This window comes from Pseudomonas sp. B26(2017) (assembly GCF_002113045.1).
Lineage (GTDB): Bacteria > Pseudomonadota > Gammaproteobacteria > Pseudomonadales > Pseudomonadaceae > Aquipseudomonas.
In genome coordinates this window covers 273,189-290,163 of sequence record NZ_NEJJ01000001.1, presented here as the reverse complement: position 1 = coordinate 290,163, position 16,975 = coordinate 273,189, and the positions used below count along the sequence as shown (strand labels likewise).

The 16,975-nt window shown below is 60.8% G+C and carries 17 protein-coding genes; 9 read left to right on the top strand and 8 right to left on the bottom strand.

Annotation, left to right across the window (positions count from 1 at the left end; genetic code table 11):
• The 4 genes from CAF79_RS01235 to CAF79_RS01220 all read right to left on the bottom strand — a co-directional run bounded on the left by CAF79_RS01235 (window position 1) and on the right by CAF79_RS01220 (window position 4,928).
• Window positions 1-1,191 (bottom strand): acetyl-CoA C-acyltransferase, encoded by a 1,191-nt coding sequence (locus CAF79_RS01235; protein WP_085696069.1) that lies wholly within the window; start codon window positions 1,189-1,191, stop codon window positions 1-3.
• 12 nt (window positions 1,192-1,203) lie between these two features.
• On the bottom strand, window positions 1,204-1,965 hold the full coding sequence (locus CAF79_RS01230; protein WP_085696068.1) for an SDR family NAD(P)-dependent oxidoreductase: 762 nt from the start codon (window positions 1,963-1,965) through the stop codon (window positions 1,204-1,206).
• A gap of 16 nt (window positions 1,966-1,981) precedes the next feature.
• A complete protein-coding gene (locus CAF79_RS01225) occupies window positions 1,982-3,646 on the bottom strand; it encodes an AMP-binding protein (protein WP_085696067.1) in 1,665 nt (554 codons plus the stop codon).
• Between the two features lie 268 nt (window positions 3,647-3,914).
• Window positions 3,915-4,928, bottom strand: coding sequence for an AraC family transcriptional regulator (locus tag CAF79_RS01220; protein WP_085696066.1), 1,014 nt, complete (start codon window positions 4,926-4,928; stop codon window positions 3,915-3,917).
• A 180-nt stretch (window positions 4,929-5,108) separates the two neighbouring features.
• Between CAF79_RS01220 and efeU the strand changes: the two genes are divergently transcribed.
• The 4 genes from efeU to efeO (CAF79_RS01200) are packed head-to-tail and all read left to right on the top strand — an operon-like array spanning window position 5,109 to window position 9,317.
• A complete protein-coding gene (gene efeU, locus CAF79_RS01215) occupies window positions 5,109-5,948 on the top strand; it encodes an iron uptake transporter permease EfeU (RefSeq protein WP_085696065.1) in 840 nt (279 codons plus the stop codon).
• Between the two features lie 8 nt (window positions 5,949-5,956).
• Window positions 5,957-7,156 (top strand): iron uptake system protein EfeO, encoded by a 1,200-nt coding sequence (gene efeO / locus CAF79_RS01210; RefSeq protein WP_085696064.1) that lies wholly within the window; start codon window positions 5,957-5,959, stop codon window positions 7,154-7,156.
• A gap of 17 nt (window positions 7,157-7,173) precedes the next feature.
• A complete protein-coding gene (gene efeB / locus CAF79_RS01205; RefSeq protein ID WP_085696063.1) occupies window positions 7,174-8,472 on the top strand; it encodes an iron uptake transporter deferrochelatase/peroxidase subunit in 1,299 nt (432 codons plus the stop codon).
• 20 nt (window positions 8,473-8,492) lie between these two features.
• The gene (gene efeO / locus CAF79_RS01200; protein ID WP_085696062.1) at window positions 8,493-9,317 is read left to right on the top strand and encodes an iron uptake system protein EfeO; all 825 of its coding nucleotides are present in this window, start codon (window positions 8,493-8,495) and stop codon (window positions 9,315-9,317) included.
• Window positions 9,318-9,467: 150 nt separating this feature from the next.
• Here efeO (CAF79_RS01200) and pssA read toward each other — a convergent pair whose 3' ends face one another.
• Window positions 9,468-10,811: a CDP-diacylglycerol--serine O-phosphatidyltransferase gene (gene pssA, locus CAF79_RS01195; protein WP_085696061.1), complete on the bottom strand. Its 1,344-nt coding sequence runs from the start codon at window positions 10,809-10,811 to the stop codon at window positions 9,468-9,470.
• Between the two features lie 269 nt (window positions 10,812-11,080).
• Between pssA and CAF79_RS01190 the strand changes: the two genes are divergently transcribed.
• The 4 genes from CAF79_RS01190 (at window position 11,081) to CAF79_RS01175 (ending at window position 13,804) form a co-directional block, all read left to right on the top strand.
• Window positions 11,081-11,647 carry a TetR/AcrR family transcriptional regulator gene (locus CAF79_RS01190; RefSeq protein WP_085696060.1) on the top strand — a complete coding sequence of 189 codons (567 nt, stop codon included), beginning with the start codon at window positions 11,081-11,083 and terminating at the stop codon, window positions 11,645-11,647.
• A 53-nt stretch (window positions 11,648-11,700) separates the two neighbouring features.
• Complete coding sequence (locus CAF79_RS01185) at window positions 11,701-12,180, top strand: nuclear transport factor 2 family protein (protein WP_085696059.1); 480 nt, start codon at window positions 11,701-11,703, stop codon at window positions 12,178-12,180.
• A 216-nt stretch (window positions 12,181-12,396) separates the two neighbouring features.
• Window positions 12,397-12,918, top strand: coding sequence for a hypothetical protein (locus CAF79_RS01180; protein WP_085696058.1), 522 nt, complete (start codon window positions 12,397-12,399; stop codon window positions 12,916-12,918).
• A 106-nt stretch (window positions 12,919-13,024) separates the two neighbouring features.
• Window positions 13,025-13,804 (top strand): TSUP family transporter, encoded by a 780-nt coding sequence (locus CAF79_RS01175; RefSeq protein ID WP_085696057.1) that lies wholly within the window; start codon window positions 13,025-13,027, stop codon window positions 13,802-13,804.
• Here the strand turns inward: CAF79_RS01175 and nudC are convergent.
• The 3 genes from nudC to CAF79_RS01160 form a co-directional block, all read right to left on the bottom strand.
• Window positions 13,772-14,602, bottom strand: a complete 831-nt coding sequence (gene nudC / locus CAF79_RS01170; RefSeq protein ID WP_085696056.1) for an NAD(+) diphosphatase — start codon at window positions 14,600-14,602, stop codon at window positions 13,772-13,774. The genes CAF79_RS01175 and nudC overlap by 33 nt on opposite strands.
• A 6-nt stretch (window positions 14,603-14,608) precedes the next feature.
• Entirely contained in the window at window positions 14,609-15,421 is an 813-nt protein-coding gene (locus CAF79_RS01165; protein WP_085696055.1) for a crotonase/enoyl-CoA hydratase family protein, read from the bottom strand.
• Window positions 15,422-15,503: 82 nt separating this feature from the next.
• The gene (locus CAF79_RS01160; RefSeq protein WP_085696054.1) at window positions 15,504-16,277 is read right to left on the bottom strand and encodes a class I SAM-dependent methyltransferase; all 774 of its coding nucleotides are present in this window, start codon (window positions 16,275-16,277) and stop codon (window positions 15,504-15,506) included.
• A 158-nt stretch (window positions 16,278-16,435) separates the two neighbouring features.
• Here CAF79_RS01160 and CAF79_RS01155 point away from each other — a divergent pair, with 158 nt between their 5' ends.
• A complete protein-coding gene (locus tag CAF79_RS01155; RefSeq protein WP_085696053.1) occupies window positions 16,436-16,969 on the top strand; it encodes a tetratricopeptide repeat protein in 534 nt (177 codons plus the stop codon).
• The last annotated feature ends 6 nt before the right edge of the window (window positions 16,970-16,975 follow it).

Here is a 16,975-nt window from a genome sequence, read left to right as displayed (position 1 = left end):
TCAGACGCACTCGACGGCCATCGCCGTGGCTTCGCCGCCGCCGATGCAGATCGCCGCAACGCCGCGTTTCAGGCCTTTCTGGCGCAGGGCCGAGAGCAAGGTCACCAGAATCCGCGCGCCGGATGCGCCGATCGGATGGCCCAGGGCGCAGGCACCGCCGTGGATGTTGAGTTTGTCGTGAGGGATTTCCAGGTGAGTCATCGCCGCCATGCCGACCACGGCGAAGGCTTCGTTGACTTCGAACAGATCGACCTGATCCAGCGACCAGCCGGTTTTCTTCATCAGCTTCTTGATCGCGCCAATCGGTGCCACCGGGAACAGGCCCGGGGTGTCAGCGAAAGCTGCGTGGCCGTGAATCACCGCCAGCGGTTTCAGCCCCTGTTTCTGCGCTTGCGACTGACGCATCAGCACCAGTGCGGCGGCGCCGTCAGAGATCGAGCTGGAGTTGGCCGCAGTTACCGTACCGCCCTCGCGGAACGCCGGTTTCAGCGAGGCAATCTTGTCCAGTTTGGCTTTCGGTGGCTGCTCGTCATTGCTGATCACCACTTGTTCCTTGCCGACCGTGACGGTCAGCGGGACGATCTCGGCCTTGAAGCTGCCGTCCTTGATCGCTTGCTGGGCGCGGGTGGTCGAGGCGATGGCGAAGGCGTCCTGAGCCTCGCGGCTGAAGTCGTTGGTTTCGGCGCAGTCCTCGGCGAAGGTGCCCATCAGGCGGCCCTTGTCGTAGGCGTCTTCGAGGCCGTCGAGGAACATCGAATCGAGCACCCGGCCGTGGCCCATGCGGTAACCGGCACGGGCCCGGTCCAGCAGGTACGGCGCGTTGGACATGCTTTCCATGCCGCCGGCGATCACCACATCGGCGCTGCCGGCCAGCAGCATGTCGTGGGCCAGAATGGCGGTTTCCATGCCCGAGCCGCACATTTTGTTGACGGTGGTGCAACGGGTGGATTTATCCAGCCCGGCGCCCAGTGCAGCCTGACGCGCAGGCGCCTGACCGAGACCGGCCGGCAGTACGCAGCCGAACAGCACTTCATCGACCGCGTCGGCGGCAATACCCGCGTGCTCAACCGCAGCCTTGATTGCAGCGGCGCCCAGTTGCGGCGCGGTCAGGCTTTTCAGTTCGCCCTGGAAACCGCCCATCGGGGTGCGGACAGCGCTGACGATGACAATTGGATCGTTGGAAATGGTCATGGGAAATCCTCCTTACTTGGCGGCCATGCGCAAGGCACCGTCGAGACGGATCACCTCGCCGTTGAGCATGCTGTTTTCAATGATATGCCGCACCAGCGCAGCGTACTCGGTAGGTTTGCCCAGACGCGGCGGGAACGGCACGCCGGCGGCCAGCGAGTCGCGCACTTCCGGGGTCATGCCGGCCATCATCGGGGTCTCGAAAATGCCCGGAGCGATGGTCATCACGCGGATACCGAAGCGCGCCAGCTCGCGGGCGGCAGGCAGGGTCAGGCTGGCGATGGCGCCTTTGGACGCGGAATACGCGGCTTGACCGATCTGGCCATCGAACGCCGCAACGGAGGCGGTGTTGATGATCACACCGCGCTCACCATCGGCGTTGGCTTCGCTTTCGGCAATCGCTGCCGCCGCCAGGCGCAGCATATTGAAGCTGCCGATCAGGTTGACGTTGATCACCTGAGCGAAGCTGGACAAGGCATGCGGGCCGTTCTTGCCGAGGATCTTTTCGCCACGAACGATGCCGGCGCAGTTCACCAGACCGTGCAGGCTGCCGAAGGCTTTAACGGTCGCCTGCACGGCAGCTTCGGCGGCAGCTTCGTTGCTGATGTCGGCCACCACGCTTTGCGCACCGAGGCGCTGGGCCTGGGCGGCGACGGCGTCGGCGTTCATGTCCACCAGCATCACTTTGGCGCCGGCGTTGACCAGCAATTCAGCGGTGGCGGCACCCAGGCCGGATGCGCCGCCGGTGACGATAAAAACCTTGTTCTCGATCTGCATGACAGTTTCCTTGGATTCAAGCTGAAACGTTGTGCGCCGCAGCCTCTTGAGCCTTGGCGATTTCCTGATTGCGCAAGATAAAGCGCTGCAATTTGCCGCTCGGGGTTTTCGGCAACTCGCTGACAAATTCGATTTCACGGGGGTACGAATGCGCGGCCAGACGTTTGCGCACGTGTTGGCGCAGTTCTTCGGCCAACGCCGGTTCGGCGCGATATTGCGGGTTGAGCACGACAAAGGCTTTGACCAGCTCAGTGCGCTCCGGATCGGGTTTGCCGACCACTGCGGCTTCCACCACGGCCGGGTGTTCGATCAGTGCGCTTTCCACGTCGAACGGGCCGACCCGGTAGCCGGACGTGGTGATGACATCATCGCTGCGACCGACGAAGCTGATGCTGCCGTCCGGGTTCCACTCCACGGTGTCGCCGCTCAGGTAGTAATCGCCGACGAAGGCCTTGGTCGGTACGCCTTCGTAACCGGCGAACCAGCACATCGGCGACTGTGTGCGGTCGATGGCGAGAATGCCGGGCTGGCCGACGCCGAGCTCGTTGTTCTGTTCGTCGAGCACCACGATGCGATGGCCCGGCGAGGCGAAACCGGCGGCGCCAACGTGGATCGGGTGTTCAAGGCCGTGGTGGTTGCACAGCACCATGCCCAGCTCGGTCTGGCCGTAGTGGTCGTGAATGACCACGCCGAGATTGTCGGCGAACCAGCGAATCACTTCCGGGTTCAGCGGCTCGCCGGCGCTGCTGACGATGCGCAGCTTGCCCTTGATCGACTTGGCGAACTCGTCGCCGCCGGCAATCAGCAGACGATACGCGGTGGGCGAACCGGTGAGGTTGGTGATGCCGTACTTGTTGATCACCCGGCAAGTGCTTTCGAGGGTGAACGGGCCATCGTAGAACGTGATCGGATGGCCCATCGACAACGGGCCGGTGACGCCGAAATAGATGCCGTAGGCCCAGCCCGGATCGGCGACGTTCCAGAACGCATCTTCCGGGCGCAAATCCACGGCATCGCGGGTGTAGCTCTGGAACGCGACGATCGCCTTGAGCGGCACCGACAGCGCTTTCGACGGGCCAGTGGTGCCCGAGGTGAACATCAGCAGGAACGGGTCTTCGCCGGTCAGCATGACCGGTTCGCAGATATTGGAATGGTTGGCCAGCTCGGCCCAGAAACTGAAATCGCCACGGACGATGCCCTGGCCTTTCGGACCGCCGACGGTGACCAGCGTCGGGCAGTCGGCGACTTCGGCGAGTTTCGGCCGGTTGACCGCATCGGTGACCACGACTTTGGCACCGGAACTGTTCAGGCGATGCTCAAGGGCTTTAGGGCCGAACGCAGTGAACAGCGGTTGATACACTGCGCCGATGCGCCAGGTGGCGAACACGGTGATCAGCAATTCGATATTGCGCGGCAGCAGGCCGGCGACCTTGTCGCCCTTCTGCACGCCTTGGGCGAGAAGGAAATTGGCGAAACGCGCGGCTTTGTCCTGCAGATCGTTGAAGGTGTACGTCGCACTGGCGCCGTCGCGGCCTTCCCAGAACAGCGCGATGCGCCCCGGCAGTGCGTGCCGGTCACAACATTCGACGCAGGCGTTGAGCGCCTCGAGCGTGCCGCTCAGTGCGGCGTCCACGGTGTGCTGATAATCAAACTGTGCGGTGGCAGACAAGTAATCGCGCATTGCCAGAATCCCTCTGTTCTTATTAGGTTGGGGAACCGTAAACAACAGAGGAATACTCGCGCCGCACGCCGGCGGCGGCAATGGTCAAAGCCCTCAAAGTGGATGACTGGTTTGGCCAAGAATCCGGTTGCAACTGATCGTTCCCACGCTCTGCGTGGGAATGCAGCCCAGGACGCTCCGCGTCCCCTCCAGAGCTGGAACGCGGAGCGTCCCTTGAGGCATTCCCACGCAGAGCGTGGGAACGAGAATCAACGGTGGGAGGTGTGGGTCAGACCGCTTCGTTGAGAATCAAGCTGCGATAGTGCCCAGGATTGGTCCCCGACCACTTGCGAAACGCCTTGTAGAATGAACTGGCATCGGCAAACCCCAACCGCGTGGCGATCTCGGCAAAACTGATCGAAGGCTCCGCCAGCCAGGTGATTGCCAGCTCCTTGCGCACGCTGTCCTTGAGGCCCTGATAGGTCTGCCCTTCTTCCGCCAATCGCCGGCGCAGGGTCGAGGCCGACATGCACAGTTGCTGGGCAAGCGCATCGGTTTCCGGCCAGTGTTCGGCTGCCAGCTGCCGCAGATCCTGCTTGATCCGGCTCGCAAGGCTTTCCGGGTCGCGGTACTTGACCAGAATATTGGCCGGGGCATGGGCCAGAAAACGCTTCAACTCCTCAGGACTGCGCTTGATCGGCAGATCCAGTACCTCGGCGGCGAAGATCATCCGCGTGCGTGGCCGGTCGAAGCGCAGGTTTTCCGAGAACATCACCCGATAGTCATCACAGAAATCCGGCGCCGGGCAGCGCAGTTCGATAGCCAGGATCGGAATCCGCCGCCCCGCCAGCCAGCACGCCACGCCGTGGACGATCATCCAGTAAGTGAAATAGGTGAAGGCGCGGCGCGGTTGCGGGTCGTCTTCCAGCAGCACGATTTCCGCCAGGCTTTGCTGGCGCACCAGTTGCGCCGGCATGCGTTCGAGCATCAGCGACAGAAAATTCAAACCCGCGCCAAGCCCTGCGGCCAGATTCGGCTGGGCCATGGCGCTGCGGCAAAGAAATTCAAGGCTGCCGGATTTCAGCTTGCGCGGGTCCATGCCAAAAAACTCATCATCGCCGCGCCGCGCCAACAGGCGCCATAACCGCGCGTACTGGCTGGCCGGCACACGCGCGTCGGTGGGCAGCAGCGCCGGATCGATCCCGACCTTGTTCAAGACTTCTTCCGTGGCCACGCCCGGGGCACAACTTTGCAGCAGTGCTTCGCGCACCAGTTGAATGGCGATGGTGTCTTTTTCCGACATGGAACGCGCGCAATCCTGGTTGTAGTTTGAGTGGCGGGCATCTTAACGCAGCTGGCCGGACGTCGTGGATGTTCAGACTCGTTCAGCTGAGGTTCAGGTAAATGTCAATGAATGCCATGTGAGAATGACTTTCATTATGTTACAACTTGTAACCTCATTTCGTTACACAGTGATCGTCGAATGCTCGTTCCCTTTTTGATCATGTTGCGCGAAGGCATCGAAGCCGCGCTGATCGTTGGCATCATCGCCAGCTACCTGCAACAAACCGGCCGTGGCCAGTGGATGCCGGCGGTGTGGATCGGGGTGTTTCTCGCTGCTGCACTGGCGTTGCTGGTCGGTGGCGGCCTGGAACTGGTCAGTGCCGAATTCCCGCAAAAACAGCAGGAACTGTTCGAAGGCGTGGTCGGGCTGGTGGCCGTGGGCATTCTCAGTTCGATGGTGTTCTGGATGCGCAAGGTGGCGCGTTCGATCAAGCATTCGCTGCAAGCCTCTCTCGATCACGCACTGACTGCTTCGAAACATCAGGTCATCGCCCTGATCGCCATGGTGTTCTTTGCCGTGGCCCGGGAAGGTCTGGAAACCGTGTTTTTCCTGCTGGCCGTGTTTCAGCAAAGCGAAGGCCCGGCCGCGCCGATCGGCGCCCTGCTCGGCCTGATCCTCGCAATCATTGTCGGCTTCCTGATCTACAGCGGCAGCATGCGCCTGAACCTCTCGGCATTCTTCCGCTGGACCGGGCTGTTCATCCTCGTGGTCGCCGCCGGGATTCTCGCCAACTCGGTGCAGGCGCTGCATGAAGCCGGGGTCTGGAATCACCTGCAAACCGTGCTTTTCGACTTCAGCGCGACGCTGCCGATGGACGGCCCGCTGGGCTCGGTGCTGGCCGGCATGTTCGGTTATCAGGATGCGCCGACCGTCAGCACCCTCGGCGCATACCTGATTTACCTGGTGGTGGCGCTGGTGATGTTTTTCATGCCGGCGCCCAAGCCTGCCGCTCAATCGTCTTCCGTTTCCAGCCAATAAGGGCCTTCATGTCAAAGCCTGATATTCCTCAGAACTCGCCTCCCCGCGCCTTGCGCTGGGCGGTGGCCGGTTCGGTGGTCGTGATGATCGCCGCCGGTGGCCTGTTCTACTACGCCTCGAAAATGGCCGCCGCCAAACGTCAGCACAACCGTGATGAAGTGGTGGTCAATATTCATCCCCACAGTTGCGAACCGAACGCCCTGACGGTGCCGGCCGGCCGCGCCAGTTTCCGCATCGTCAACCGCTCCGACCGGGCGGTGGAATGGGAGATTCTCGATGGCGTGCTGGTGATCGAAGAGCGCGAGAACATCGCGCCGGGCCTGAGCCAGGTGATCAACGCCAACCTGCAACCCGGCGACTACGCCATCACTTGCGGTCTGTTGAGCAACCCGCGCGGTACCCTGCACGTGACACCAACCGCCGCCTCGGATGCCGCCGCCAAGGCCAAGCCGTCGATGGTTGCCTTCGTCGGGCCGTTGTCGGAGTTCCGCGTGTACCTGGCCAGCCAGGGCAGCGCGTTGATCAAAGCGGTGACGGCGCTGAATCAAGCCATCGACAGCGGCGATCTGGCCCAGGCTCAGGCGCTGTATTTGCCGGCCCGCGCCGCCTATCAGCGTCTGGCCCCCGCCGCTCAACGCCTGGCCGAACTGGACAACAGCATCAACGCCCGCGCCGATTACTTCGAGAAACGCGAGCAGGATCCAGCCTTCGTCGGTTTCCATCGCCTTGAATACGCGCTGTTCCAGCAACGCAAACTCGACGGCCTGACGCCCATTGCCCAAGGCCTGCTCGACAACGTCACCACGTTGAAACAACAGCTGCTGGCCCAGTCGCTGCCGCCGGAGCAACTGGTGGAAATCGTCGTGCGCAACCTCAACACCCTCGCCGACGTGCGCGCCGCCAGCGGCGAAGAGGAACGCTACAGCCACAGCGATCTCAACGGCTTCACGGCCAATCAGGAAACCGCGCACAAAGTCGTCGAACTGTTGCGCCCGCTGCTGAGCAAATCCGCCGCGGACCTGCTGCCGAAAATCGACAGCGCGATGGCTGATTTCGATACCACGCTGAACGGTTTCAAGGTCAAGGACGGCTACGCCAGTTACGACACCGTCAACGGTGAGCAACGCAAGCAGATCGCCGACAAGGCCAAGGCCCTGGCCGACGCCCTCGACGCCATTGATCCCGCCCTCGGCCTCTCCGGCCTGTAAGCAGAAGACGAATACCGATGAACGACTCCGAACATTTCAACCTGCAACGTCGCCGCGTATTGATGGGGATGGGCGCCGCCGGTGTCGCACTGGCCGGCACGGCGTTGAGCTGCCCGGCAATGGCCGCCGCGCCTGCGCAAGTCACCGAGGCGCCGAGCAGCGACAAGACCCAGGATCACCACGACTTTCATGGCGTACACCAGAGCGGCATCGTCACCCCGCGCCCGGCGTCTGGCATGCTGGTGTCGTTCGATGTGCTGGCCAGCGACCGTGAAGACCTGGAGCGGCTGTTCCGTACCCTCAACGAGCGCATCGCGTTCCTGATGAAGGGCGGCCCGGTGGCGCAGATCGATCCGAAGTTGCCACCGCCGGATTCCGGCATCCTCGGCCCGGTGGTGACACCGGACAACCTGACCATCACCGTGTCTGTCGGCGAATCATTGTTCGATGAGCGCTTTGGTCTTGCGTCCGCCAAACCCAAGCGTCTGGTGCGCATGGTCGGCTTCCCCAACGATGCGCTGGAAGCCGATTGCTGCCACGGCGACCTGAGCCTGCAGTTCTGTTCCAACACCGCCGACACCAATATCCACGCCCTGCGCGACATCGTGAAGAACCTGCCGGATCTGCTGCTGGTGCGCTGGAAACAGGAAGGCAGCGTGCCGGCGCAAGCCCCGGCCAAGCCCGGTGTGCCGGCGCAATCAGCACGTAACTTCCTGGGTTTCCGCGACGGTTCGGCCAACCCGGATTCCAACGACGGCAAAGCCATGGATCGCATCGTCTGGGTGCAACCGGGCAGCGACGAACCGGCCTGGGCGGCCCACGGCAGTTATCAGGCGGTGCGGATCATCCGCAACTTCGTCGAACGCTGGGACCGCACGCCGTTGCAGGAACAGGAAAGCATCATCGGCCGAGTCAAAACCACAGGCGCGCCAATGGGCGCCAGCCATGAGGCCGAAGTCCCGGATTACAGCAAGGACCCGCAAGGCAAGCTGACCAAACTCGACGCGCACATTCGCCTGGCCAACCCGCGCACCGCCGCGAGCCAGGCCAACCTGATCCTGCGCCGACCGTTCAATTACTCCAACGGCGTAAACAAGAACGGCCAGCTCGACATGGGCCTGCTGTTCATCTGTTATCAGGCCGACCTGGAAAAAGGCTTCATCACCGTGCAGACCCGCCTCAACGGCGAGCCGCTGGAGGAATACCTCAAGCCAGTCGGCGGCGGTTACTTCTTCACCCTGCCGGGTGTCACGGGCGACAAGGACTTCATCGGTCGCTCGCTGCTCGACGCTACTCAACCAAAAACAACTGCATAGCATTCAACAGGAGCCGCCCCATGAAAAAGACGCCACTCGCGTTATTGCTGACCCTTGGTTTGCTCAACATCCCGCTGTCGGCGTTCGCCGCGACCGCGCCACTGGACCTGGTGGGGCCGGTGTCGGACTACAAAATCTATGTCACCGAACAACTGGATGAACTGGCCAGCCACACCCAGCAGTTCACCGACGCCGTGAAGAAAGGCGACCTGACCACCGCGCAAAAGCTCTACGCGCCGACCCGCGTTTTTTACGAGTCGATCGAGCCGATTGCCGAGCTGTTCAGTGACCTCGATGCCTCCATCGACTCTCGCGTCGACGACCACGAGCAAGGCGTGAAAGCCGAAGATTTCACCGGTTTCCACCGCATCGAATACTCGCTGTTCTCGGAAAAGAGCACCAATGATCTGGACGCTCTGGCCGATGGCCTGAACAAGGACGTGAAGGACCTGCAAACCCGCGTCGCCGGTCTGACCTTCCCGCCGGAAAAAGTCGTCGGTGGCGCCGCTGCGCTGCTCGAAGAAGTCGCTGCGACCAAGATTTCCGGTGAAGAAGACCGTTACAGCCACACCGACTTGTACGACTTCCAGGGCAACATCGACGGCGCGAAAAAAATCGTCGACCTGTTCCGTCCGCAGATCGAGAAGCAGGACAAGGCCTTCGTCGCCAAAGTCGACAAGAACTTCGCCACCGTGGACAAGATCCTGGCCAAGTACAGGACCAAGGACGGTGGTTTCGAGACCTATGACAAAGTGAAGGACAACGACCGCAAGGCGCTGGTGGGCCCGGTCAATACCCTGGCCGAAGACCTGTCGACCTTGCGTGGCAAGCTCGGTCTGAACTGAGACTTGTAGCGCCTGTTCCACCCCTTTCGCGAGCAAGCTCGCTCCCACACCAGGTCTTTGTTGAACACAGAAATTGTGCTCAGCGAAGATCCAATGTGGGAGCGAGCTTGCTCGCGAAGGCATTTCTAGCGGCGCTGAAAATTCTGTGCCTTACAGAATGCGATAGAGCAACCGCTCCACCCGCACCCGGCTCACGCGCTTGAGGAACTTGGCGACCCCGGCCGGGTAATCCGGCAAGGCTTCCAAGTCCTGAAAACGTGCGATCCGCGTGGTGTGTTCGAAGATGTTTTCCAGCTCCAGCCGGCGCGGTTCCAACCACTCGCCTTTCGGGTCATCGATCAGCAAGGCGTTTTCCAGATCGAGACGGAACGCCCGCGGGTTGAGGTTATTGCCGGTCAGCAATGTGTAGCGCTGGTCGATCCACATGCCCTTGAGGTGATAGCTGTTGTCGCCTTCACGCCACAGGTGCAGGTTCAACTGGCCGCTGTCGATGTTGCGCTGATGCCGCTTGGCGAAACGGCGCAGGCTGATCTCGTACAAATACGGCAGCGCGGCAATCACCTTGAACGGCTCGCTCGGCGGGATGTAGAAGTCGTTGGCGGTCTTGTCGCCGACCACAATGTCGATCTTCACGCCGCGCGCCAGCGCCCGGTTGATCTCGCGGATCACCCCCAGCGGCAGGTTGAAGTACGGCGTGCAGATGGTCAGTTGCTTCTGCGCGCTGGCGATCAGCTCCAGAATCACCCGGTTCAGCGGGTTGTTCTTGCCCACACCCAGCAACGGGCTGACCGACAGGCCGGTATGCGCCGTGCTGCCGGCACTGGTGTCGTACGCCGCATATTTGAGACGGCTGCGCAGATCGCCGATGTCGTTGCGCAGGCTGCGAGTGGTCGGCAGGTTCGGCAGGTCGAGGCGGTGCACCGCTTTCGATTCGATCAGGCCGTGCTTGACCAGATGGTGCATCGAGTCCGCCAGTTCGCGGCTTTGCAGCACGTGATAACGGTCGAACCGGTACTTGTCGAATTTGTGCAGGTAAACGTTGTTCAGACTCGCACCGCTGTAAACCACGCAATCGTCGATCACGAAGCCTTTGAGGTGCAGCACGCCGAACAGCTCGCGGGTCTGCACCGGCACGCCATAGATCGGCACCTCGCTCTGGTGGGTGCGGGTCATTTCCTGATACCACGCCGAGTTGCCCGGCTGTTTGCCGGCGCCGATCAAGCCGCGTTGGGCCCGCAGCCAGTCGACGACCACCGCGATCTCGAGCTCTGGGCGCTTGAGTTTGGCGGCGTGCAAGGCATCAAGGATTTCCTGGCCGGCTTCGTCGTTTTGCAGATAGAGCGCGACGAGGTAGATGCGCTGGGTCGCCTGGGCGATTTTCTCCAGCAGGCAACGGCGGAAATCGGCGGCGCCGGGCAGGATCGTCACGGCCTCGGCGGTCAGCGGAAAGCTGCGCAGTTTGGGCAGCAGAGAGCGTTTGAAAAGCAACGGCATAGGGCTCGCAATGGGTCGAATCCGAAGAACCCGAGAGCTTACACCATCAACTCCTTCGGGTCTTGTGAGTGTCTGTAATGACTTGACTGATCGTTGATCGTTCCCACGCTCTGCGTGGGAATGCCTCAAGGGACGCTCCGCGTTCCAGCTCTGGAAGGGACGCGGAGCGTCCCGGGCTGCATTCCCACGCGGAGCGTGGGAACGATCAAAGCAAGAACAATAGAAATAACTGCTTGACCAAGGAGAACAATCGTTCTACTGTCCACCACATGAACGAAATCACAAGCAATAACACGACCCGAGACATCATTCTGGATGTCACCGAAAAGTTGATCTACAAAAGTGGCATCGCCGCCACCGGCATGGATCTACTGGTGAAAACCGCCGGTGTTTCCAGAAAGAGTATCTACCGCTACTTCGCCAACAAGGAGGAGTTGACCGTCGCCGCCCTGCAGCGCCGCGATGTGCGCTGGATGCACTGGTACAGAAGCGCCGTCGATCAGGCTGAAACCCCGGCCGACCGCCTGCTCAACCTGTTTACCGTGCTCAAGGCCTGGTTCGCCTCGGAAGGCTTTCGGGGCTGTGCCTTCATCAACACCAGCGGCGAGACGGGCGATCCCGAGGATCCGGTCCGCCTGGTCGCCAAGGACCACAAACAAAAGCTGCTCGACTACCTGTGCGAGCTGTGTACCGAACATGGTGCCGAGGAACCGCAACTGTTGGCCAAGCAGTTGCTGATCCTGATTGATGGCGCCATTACCGTAGCGCTTGTGATGGGTGATCACAGTGCCGCCGATAATGCGCAATGCATGGCGCGAAAGTTATTGGAGCTGTAACGCCTTAATAAGCCTGACAAGTTGTTTAACTGTTAATAGATCCGGAGACAAACATGTCTACTGCAGCCGAAGTTCGTCCGCCATTGCCACCCTTCAACCGTGAATCGGCCATTGAAAAAGTTCGTCTGGCCGAGGATGGCTGGAACTCCCGCGACCCGCATCGCGTGTCGCTGGCCTATACCCTGGACACCAAATGGCGCAACCGCGCCGAATTCGCCAACAACCGCGAAGAAGCCAAGGCATTTCTGACCCGCAAATGGGCCAAGGAACTGGATTACCGCCTGATCAAGGAACTCTGGGCTTACTCCGACACCCGCATCGCCGTGCGCTACGCCTACGAGTGGCGCGACGACTCGGGCAACTGGTTCCGCTCCTATGGCAACGAAAACTGGGAATTCGACGAGCACGGCCTGATGTTCCAGCGTTACGCCTGCATCAACGACATGCCGATCAAGGAAAGCGAACGCAAGTTCCACTGGCCACTGGGCCGGCGTCCGGATGATCATCCGGGGTTGTCTGAACTGGGTCTGTAATCACGGAGCCCGCCACTCAAGATGGAAGCAAGGATGCTTCCATTTCGTGCTTTCCCCAAAACAACAAAAGCCCGTTGTTTTTATCGCAAAAGGTACTTGTGGACTGTCAGTAATGACAGTAGTGACAACTGTAAATTCATCAAATCATTGTCATGCAACGAACGTGGCCGGTTGGACGACCGCCCTCTCTTCTACCCATGACAATGAGCAACTGATATGACGCAAAATAATCTGATCCCAAACGGTGATTTCGGCACCGGTGACTTTAGTCACTGGATTCCACGAAATTACGACACGCCTATGTCTGTCGTACACCAAAACGGTAACTATGTCGCACGCTTGGTCGGCGGTAGAAACCAGGGGCAGAATCTGGCAACCGAGCCCTTCCCCATTCAGCCCGGTGCATTCGCTTTGACATTCAATGTTCAGGCGCCCGAGGCTGTCCCGCTGCAAAACACCAAGGATCGACGGTTTCACATCACCGATAGCGGCAAAGCTTCCAATCCACTGGTTCACGCATTTATCGTCTACACACTTTGGGCGACCAACCGCAGCACTGGTGAAGCAGAAATCTGGTCAGGGTCGGAGTATGTCGATCCAAAAACAAGAACGATTACGCTCAATGGCATGATTCGACCAGGCTTCGAATGGTTGGACATTGTCTTCGCCATTCCCAGCAATCCCTTTGGCAACAAAGGGCCGTTCTTCATCGGCAATGTCTGGCTCTCGGTGGTGTAACAACTCCCTTCAGGCGCCGCTGGATGATTGAGGATCCCATTCGCGATGAACCAGTGTTACAGCTATGATGACCGCCCGTCCCTGCCCTGCCGAATAAGCCGATTCCATGCCTTTCGAACTCAGCGTTGACCTCACCACTCTGGCCATTCTGGCCCTTGTCGCTTTCATTGCCGGATTCATCGATGCCATCGCTGGCGGCGGCGGTCTGTTGACCACGCCCGCGTTGCTTACCGCCGGTTTGCCGCCGCATCTGGTGCTGGGTACCAACAAGCTGAGTTCGACCTTCGGTTCGGCCACCGCCAGTTTCACCTTCTACCGCCGCAAGCTGTTCCACCCCAAACAATGGATGCACGCGATTGTCGGCACGCTGGTCGGTGCGCTGACCGGCGCCATCGTCGCCCATTACCTGCCCGCCGAATGGTTGAACAAGATGCTGCCGGTGATCGTCTTCGCCTGCGGCCTGTACCTGTTGTTTGGCGGTACGCCGAAAGCGCCGCTGGACAGCGACGCACCGATCAAGAAGAAATGGCAATCGACGCAAGGCTTCAGCCTCGGTTTCTACGACGGCGTGGCCGGCCCCGGCACGGGCGCGTTCTGGACCGTCAGCAGTCTGCTGCTGTACCCGATCGATCTGGTCAAGGCCAGCGGCGTGGCGCGCAGCATGAACTTCGTCAGCAACATTGCGGCGCTGTCGGTGTTCATGTTTTCCGGGCAGGTGGACTGGATCATCGGCCTGAGCATGGGCCTGTCGGTGATGGTCGGCGCATTCTTCGGGGCGCGCACCGCGATCAGCGGCGGCGCCAAGTTCATTCGTCCGGTGTTCATCACCGTGGTGCTGGGGTTGACCGTGCGTCTAGCCTGGCAGCACTGGTTCAGCGTGGCCTAAGCGCCGCGCCACATAGACGTCGATCAGGTAACGTGCAATCGATTTGGACGCCGGCAACGGCGGCAGATCGTGCACGTTGAACCACTGGGCGTCCTCGATCTCGTCTTCCTGGCAGACAATCTCGCCACCGGCGTATTCGGCATGGAAGCCGAGCATCATCGAATGCGGAAACGGCCAGCACTGGCTGCCCATGTACTGGATGTTCTTCACTTCGATGCTGACTTCTTCGCGCACCTCGCGGATCAGGCAATCCTCAGCCGATTCCCCAGGCTCGGCAAACCCCGCCAGCGTGCTGTAGACCCCGGTGACGAAACGCGGTGAACGCGCCAGCAGCACTTCATCGCCACGGGTCACCAGCACGATCATGCTTGGCGATATCCGCGGATAACTGCGCAGGTCGCAGGGCTGGCAGTACATCGCCCGCTCCCGTGGCACCTGGATCATGGCCTGACCGCAATTGCCGCAGAAACGGTGTTCACGCGCCCATGTCCCGATTTGCGCGGCGTAGCCCAGCACCTTGTAGATCGTATGATCGCCGTCGAGCATGAACGCCCGCAGGCCTTTCCAGTTGCAACCCGGCACCTCGCTGGTGCTGCGCAGTTCCAGCAGATACACCGGTTCGCCATCGAGATGACCGATACCGTGCTCGGCAAGGATCGACAATTCCTGACGCTTGAGCCATTCCCGAGGGAACAGCGCGCCGTTGTCATCGAACAGGAAACCCTCGGGGCTGCGCGCCACGGCCCAGCCGCCGGGTTGATCGGTGTCCAGTACTGCAGTGGTCCAGCGAGATGTCATGGTTTCTCAATCCAGAAATTCGGGTTTCTGTTTGCTCATATGGGCGGCCATGGCCACGCGCAAATCGTTGGATTGCAGCATGGCAGCGTTCCAGGTGGCAACGTACTCGAGACCGTCGTCGATGCGATGGTCGCGCATGTAGCTGATCATTTCCTTGGTGCCGGTGACCGCGATCGGCGACTTGCCGGCGATGTCCCGGGCAATGTCCATCACGCCTTCGATCAGACCGTCCTTGTCGCTGTAGACGCTATTGACCAGACCGATGCTGCGCGCTTCTTCGGCGCCAAAGGTGCGACCGGTGTAAGCCAGCTCACGCAGCATGCCGTCACCAATGATCCGTGGCAACCGTTGCAGGGTGCCGACGTCCGCGGCCATGCCGATGTCGATTTCCTTGATCGAGAATTGCGCGTCCTCGGCGGCGTAGCGCATGTCGCAGGCGGCGATCAGGTCGATGGCGCCGCCCAGGCAGTAACCCTGGATCGCCGCGAGTACCGGTTTGCGGCAACTGTCGACCGCATTGAAGGATGCCTGCAGGGTCAGGATCTTCTTGCGCAACAGGCGTGCATTGCGCCCGACATCCTTGCCCAGCTCATTGGCCACGCCGGCCAGCATCATCAGGTCGATGCCCGAGGAAAAGTGTTTGCCGGCGCCACTGAGCACCACCACCCGCACTTCGTCGGTGTCGTCGATCCACTGGAACACTTCGACAATTTCGCTCCAGAACGCGGCGTTCATCGAGTTGATCTTTTCCGGACGATTGATCTGCACATGGGCGATGTTGTCGGCCAGTTCGACGCTGAAGGCGGTGTATTGAGTCATGGCAGAAATCCTTTACCGGGCTGGAAATGAGGCCCGAACTATAACAAGGCATCAGCACGGCGGTTCGGCCAAATGCGGGACTCTAGCCGTTCTTCACTGCGACGAAGGCCGCCGTCTCATAGGGCACTGTTACCACGTCCCTGCCCCGCAGCAGCGGCTCGCCGGCAATCAGCTCTGCTATCTGCTCGTCAATCCTCGCGCGCTGCTGGTCGCTCAGTGCAGCAATGAAACTGGTGGAACGCACCCGGTTGAAAATCACATCTTCCGGCGAGCCGGTATGGCCATGCTGAAAGTGCTGGGCTTGCAAGGGCCCGAACGCCGTATGGGGAAAGGCCTTGCGCCATTCGCCGGTGTAAAAGCGCGGCGTGTCGCCCTCCAGCGCATTGACGATGGCGTCCAGCTTGGGCACCCAGTCGACCCGGATGTCGCGCAGGTTCCAGATCAAACCCAGTTTGCCGCCCGGTTTGAGGACCCGGGCGATTTCATCCAGCGCCTCGGTACTGGCAAACCAGTGAAAGGCCTGCGCGCAGACCACCGCATCCACCGAGGCATCGGGCAGCGGCAAATCCGTTGCCGTACCGCTGACAGCCAGCACCTGCGGCCACGCCAGTGACAGTTTTTCCAGCATCTGCGCCACCGGTTCGACGGCGATTACCTGGGCACCGGTCGCCACCAGCCGTCCGGTGAATTTGCCGGTGCCGGCGCCGAGGTCGATAACGGTCTTGTGGCCATCAAGGCCCAGTGTGCCCATCAGCCATTCACTGACGGCCGGCGGATAGTCGGGCCGGCCTTTGACGTAGGTGTCGGCGGCGGTTTTGTAGCCGCTGGCGGCCGAGTGGTGAACCTGATCTTTCATGGCCAAACTCCCATGGTAGAACTGCAGATCGACAACGAATGCTGACGAGCATAACGCCGGAAAAAGGGCTTTCCTTTAACAAAGCCTGACAAAGCAATGAATAAATTTTCACCTTGCGGTGTTCAAAGTAAAACATGCCTCTCTGTGGAGCCTTGCCCATGACTATCCGTTCCGTTATGTTCGCCGCCCCGTTGCTGGTGGCCGCCGTTTTCGCGAGCCCCCTCGCCTTCGCCAATGGCGATGAAGAGGCGCCGGTGCAGAAACCCAACTGCCCCAAAGGCCAGGTGTTCGATACCAAAACCCAGAAGTGCGTGATGCAGACCAGCCGTCTGGTGCCCGACGCCGACCGGACCGATTACGCCTACCGTCTGGCCAAGGCCGGACGTTATGAAGAAGCCCTGGCCCTGCTCGACACGCTGGAACAACCGAATACCGCCAAGGCCCTCAACTATCGAGGTTATGCCACGCGAAAACTGGGGCGCACCGACGAAGGCATCGGTTATTACCTGCAATCGGTCAAGCTTGATCCGCAGTACGCGCAAGTCCGCGAATACCTGGGCGAAGCCTATGTGATCAAGGGCCGCGTCGATCTGGCGCAGGAGCAGTTGCAGCACATCCGGAAGATTTGCGGCACGACCTGCGAGGAATACCGGGACCTGGCCGAAGCCATCAACGACTCATCGAAAACCTGACACGAC

Coding starts and splice junctions, on each gene's coding strand:
- CAF79_RS01235 (WP_085696069.1), bottom strand. CDS start 1,191: ATGACCATTTCCAACGATCCAATTGTCATCGTCAGCGCTGTCCGCACC.
- CAF79_RS01230 (WP_085696068.1), bottom strand. CDS start 1,965: ATGCAGATCGAGAACAAGGTTTTTATCGTCACCGGCGGCGCATCCGGC.
- CAF79_RS01225 (WP_085696067.1), bottom strand. CDS start 3,646: ATGCGCGATTACTTGTCTGCCACCGCACAGTTTGATTATCAGCACACC.
- CAF79_RS01220 (WP_085696066.1), bottom strand. CDS start 4,928: ATGTCGGAAAAAGACACCATCGCCATTCAACTGGTGCGCGAAGCACTG.
- efeU (WP_085696065.1), top strand. CDS start 5,109: ATGCTCGTTCCCTTTTTGATCATGTTGCGCGAAGGCATCGAAGCCGCG.
- efeO (WP_085696064.1), top strand. CDS start 5,957: ATGTCAAAGCCTGATATTCCTCAGAACTCGCCTCCCCGCGCCTTGCGC.
- efeB (WP_085696063.1), top strand. CDS start 7,174: ATGAACGACTCCGAACATTTCAACCTGCAACGTCGCCGCGTATTGATG.
- efeO (WP_085696062.1), top strand. CDS start 8,493: ATGAAAAAGACGCCACTCGCGTTATTGCTGACCCTTGGTTTGCTCAAC.
- pssA (WP_085696061.1), bottom strand. CDS start 10,811: ATGCCGTTGCTTTTCAAACGCTCTCTGCTGCCCAAACTGCGCAGCTTT.
- CAF79_RS01190 (WP_085696060.1), top strand. CDS start 11,081: ATGAACGAAATCACAAGCAATAACACGACCCGAGACATCATTCTGGAT.
- CAF79_RS01185 (WP_085696059.1), top strand. CDS start 11,701: ATGTCTACTGCAGCCGAAGTTCGTCCGCCATTGCCACCCTTCAACCGT.
- CAF79_RS01180 (WP_085696058.1), top strand. CDS start 12,397: ATGACGCAAAATAATCTGATCCCAAACGGTGATTTCGGCACCGGTGAC.
- CAF79_RS01175 (WP_085696057.1), top strand. CDS start 13,025: ATGCCTTTCGAACTCAGCGTTGACCTCACCACTCTGGCCATTCTGGCC.
- nudC (WP_085696056.1), bottom strand. CDS start 14,602: ATGACATCTCGCTGGACCACTGCAGTACTGGACACCGATCAACCCGGC.
- CAF79_RS01165 (WP_085696055.1), bottom strand. CDS start 15,421: ATGACTCAATACACCGCCTTCAGCGTCGAACTGGCCGACAACATCGCC.
- CAF79_RS01160 (WP_085696054.1), bottom strand. CDS start 16,277: ATGAAAGATCAGGTTCACCACTCGGCCGCCAGCGGCTACAAAACCGCC.
- CAF79_RS01155 (WP_085696053.1), top strand. CDS start 16,436: ATGACTATCCGTTCCGTTATGTTCGCCGCCCCGTTGCTGGTGGCCGCC.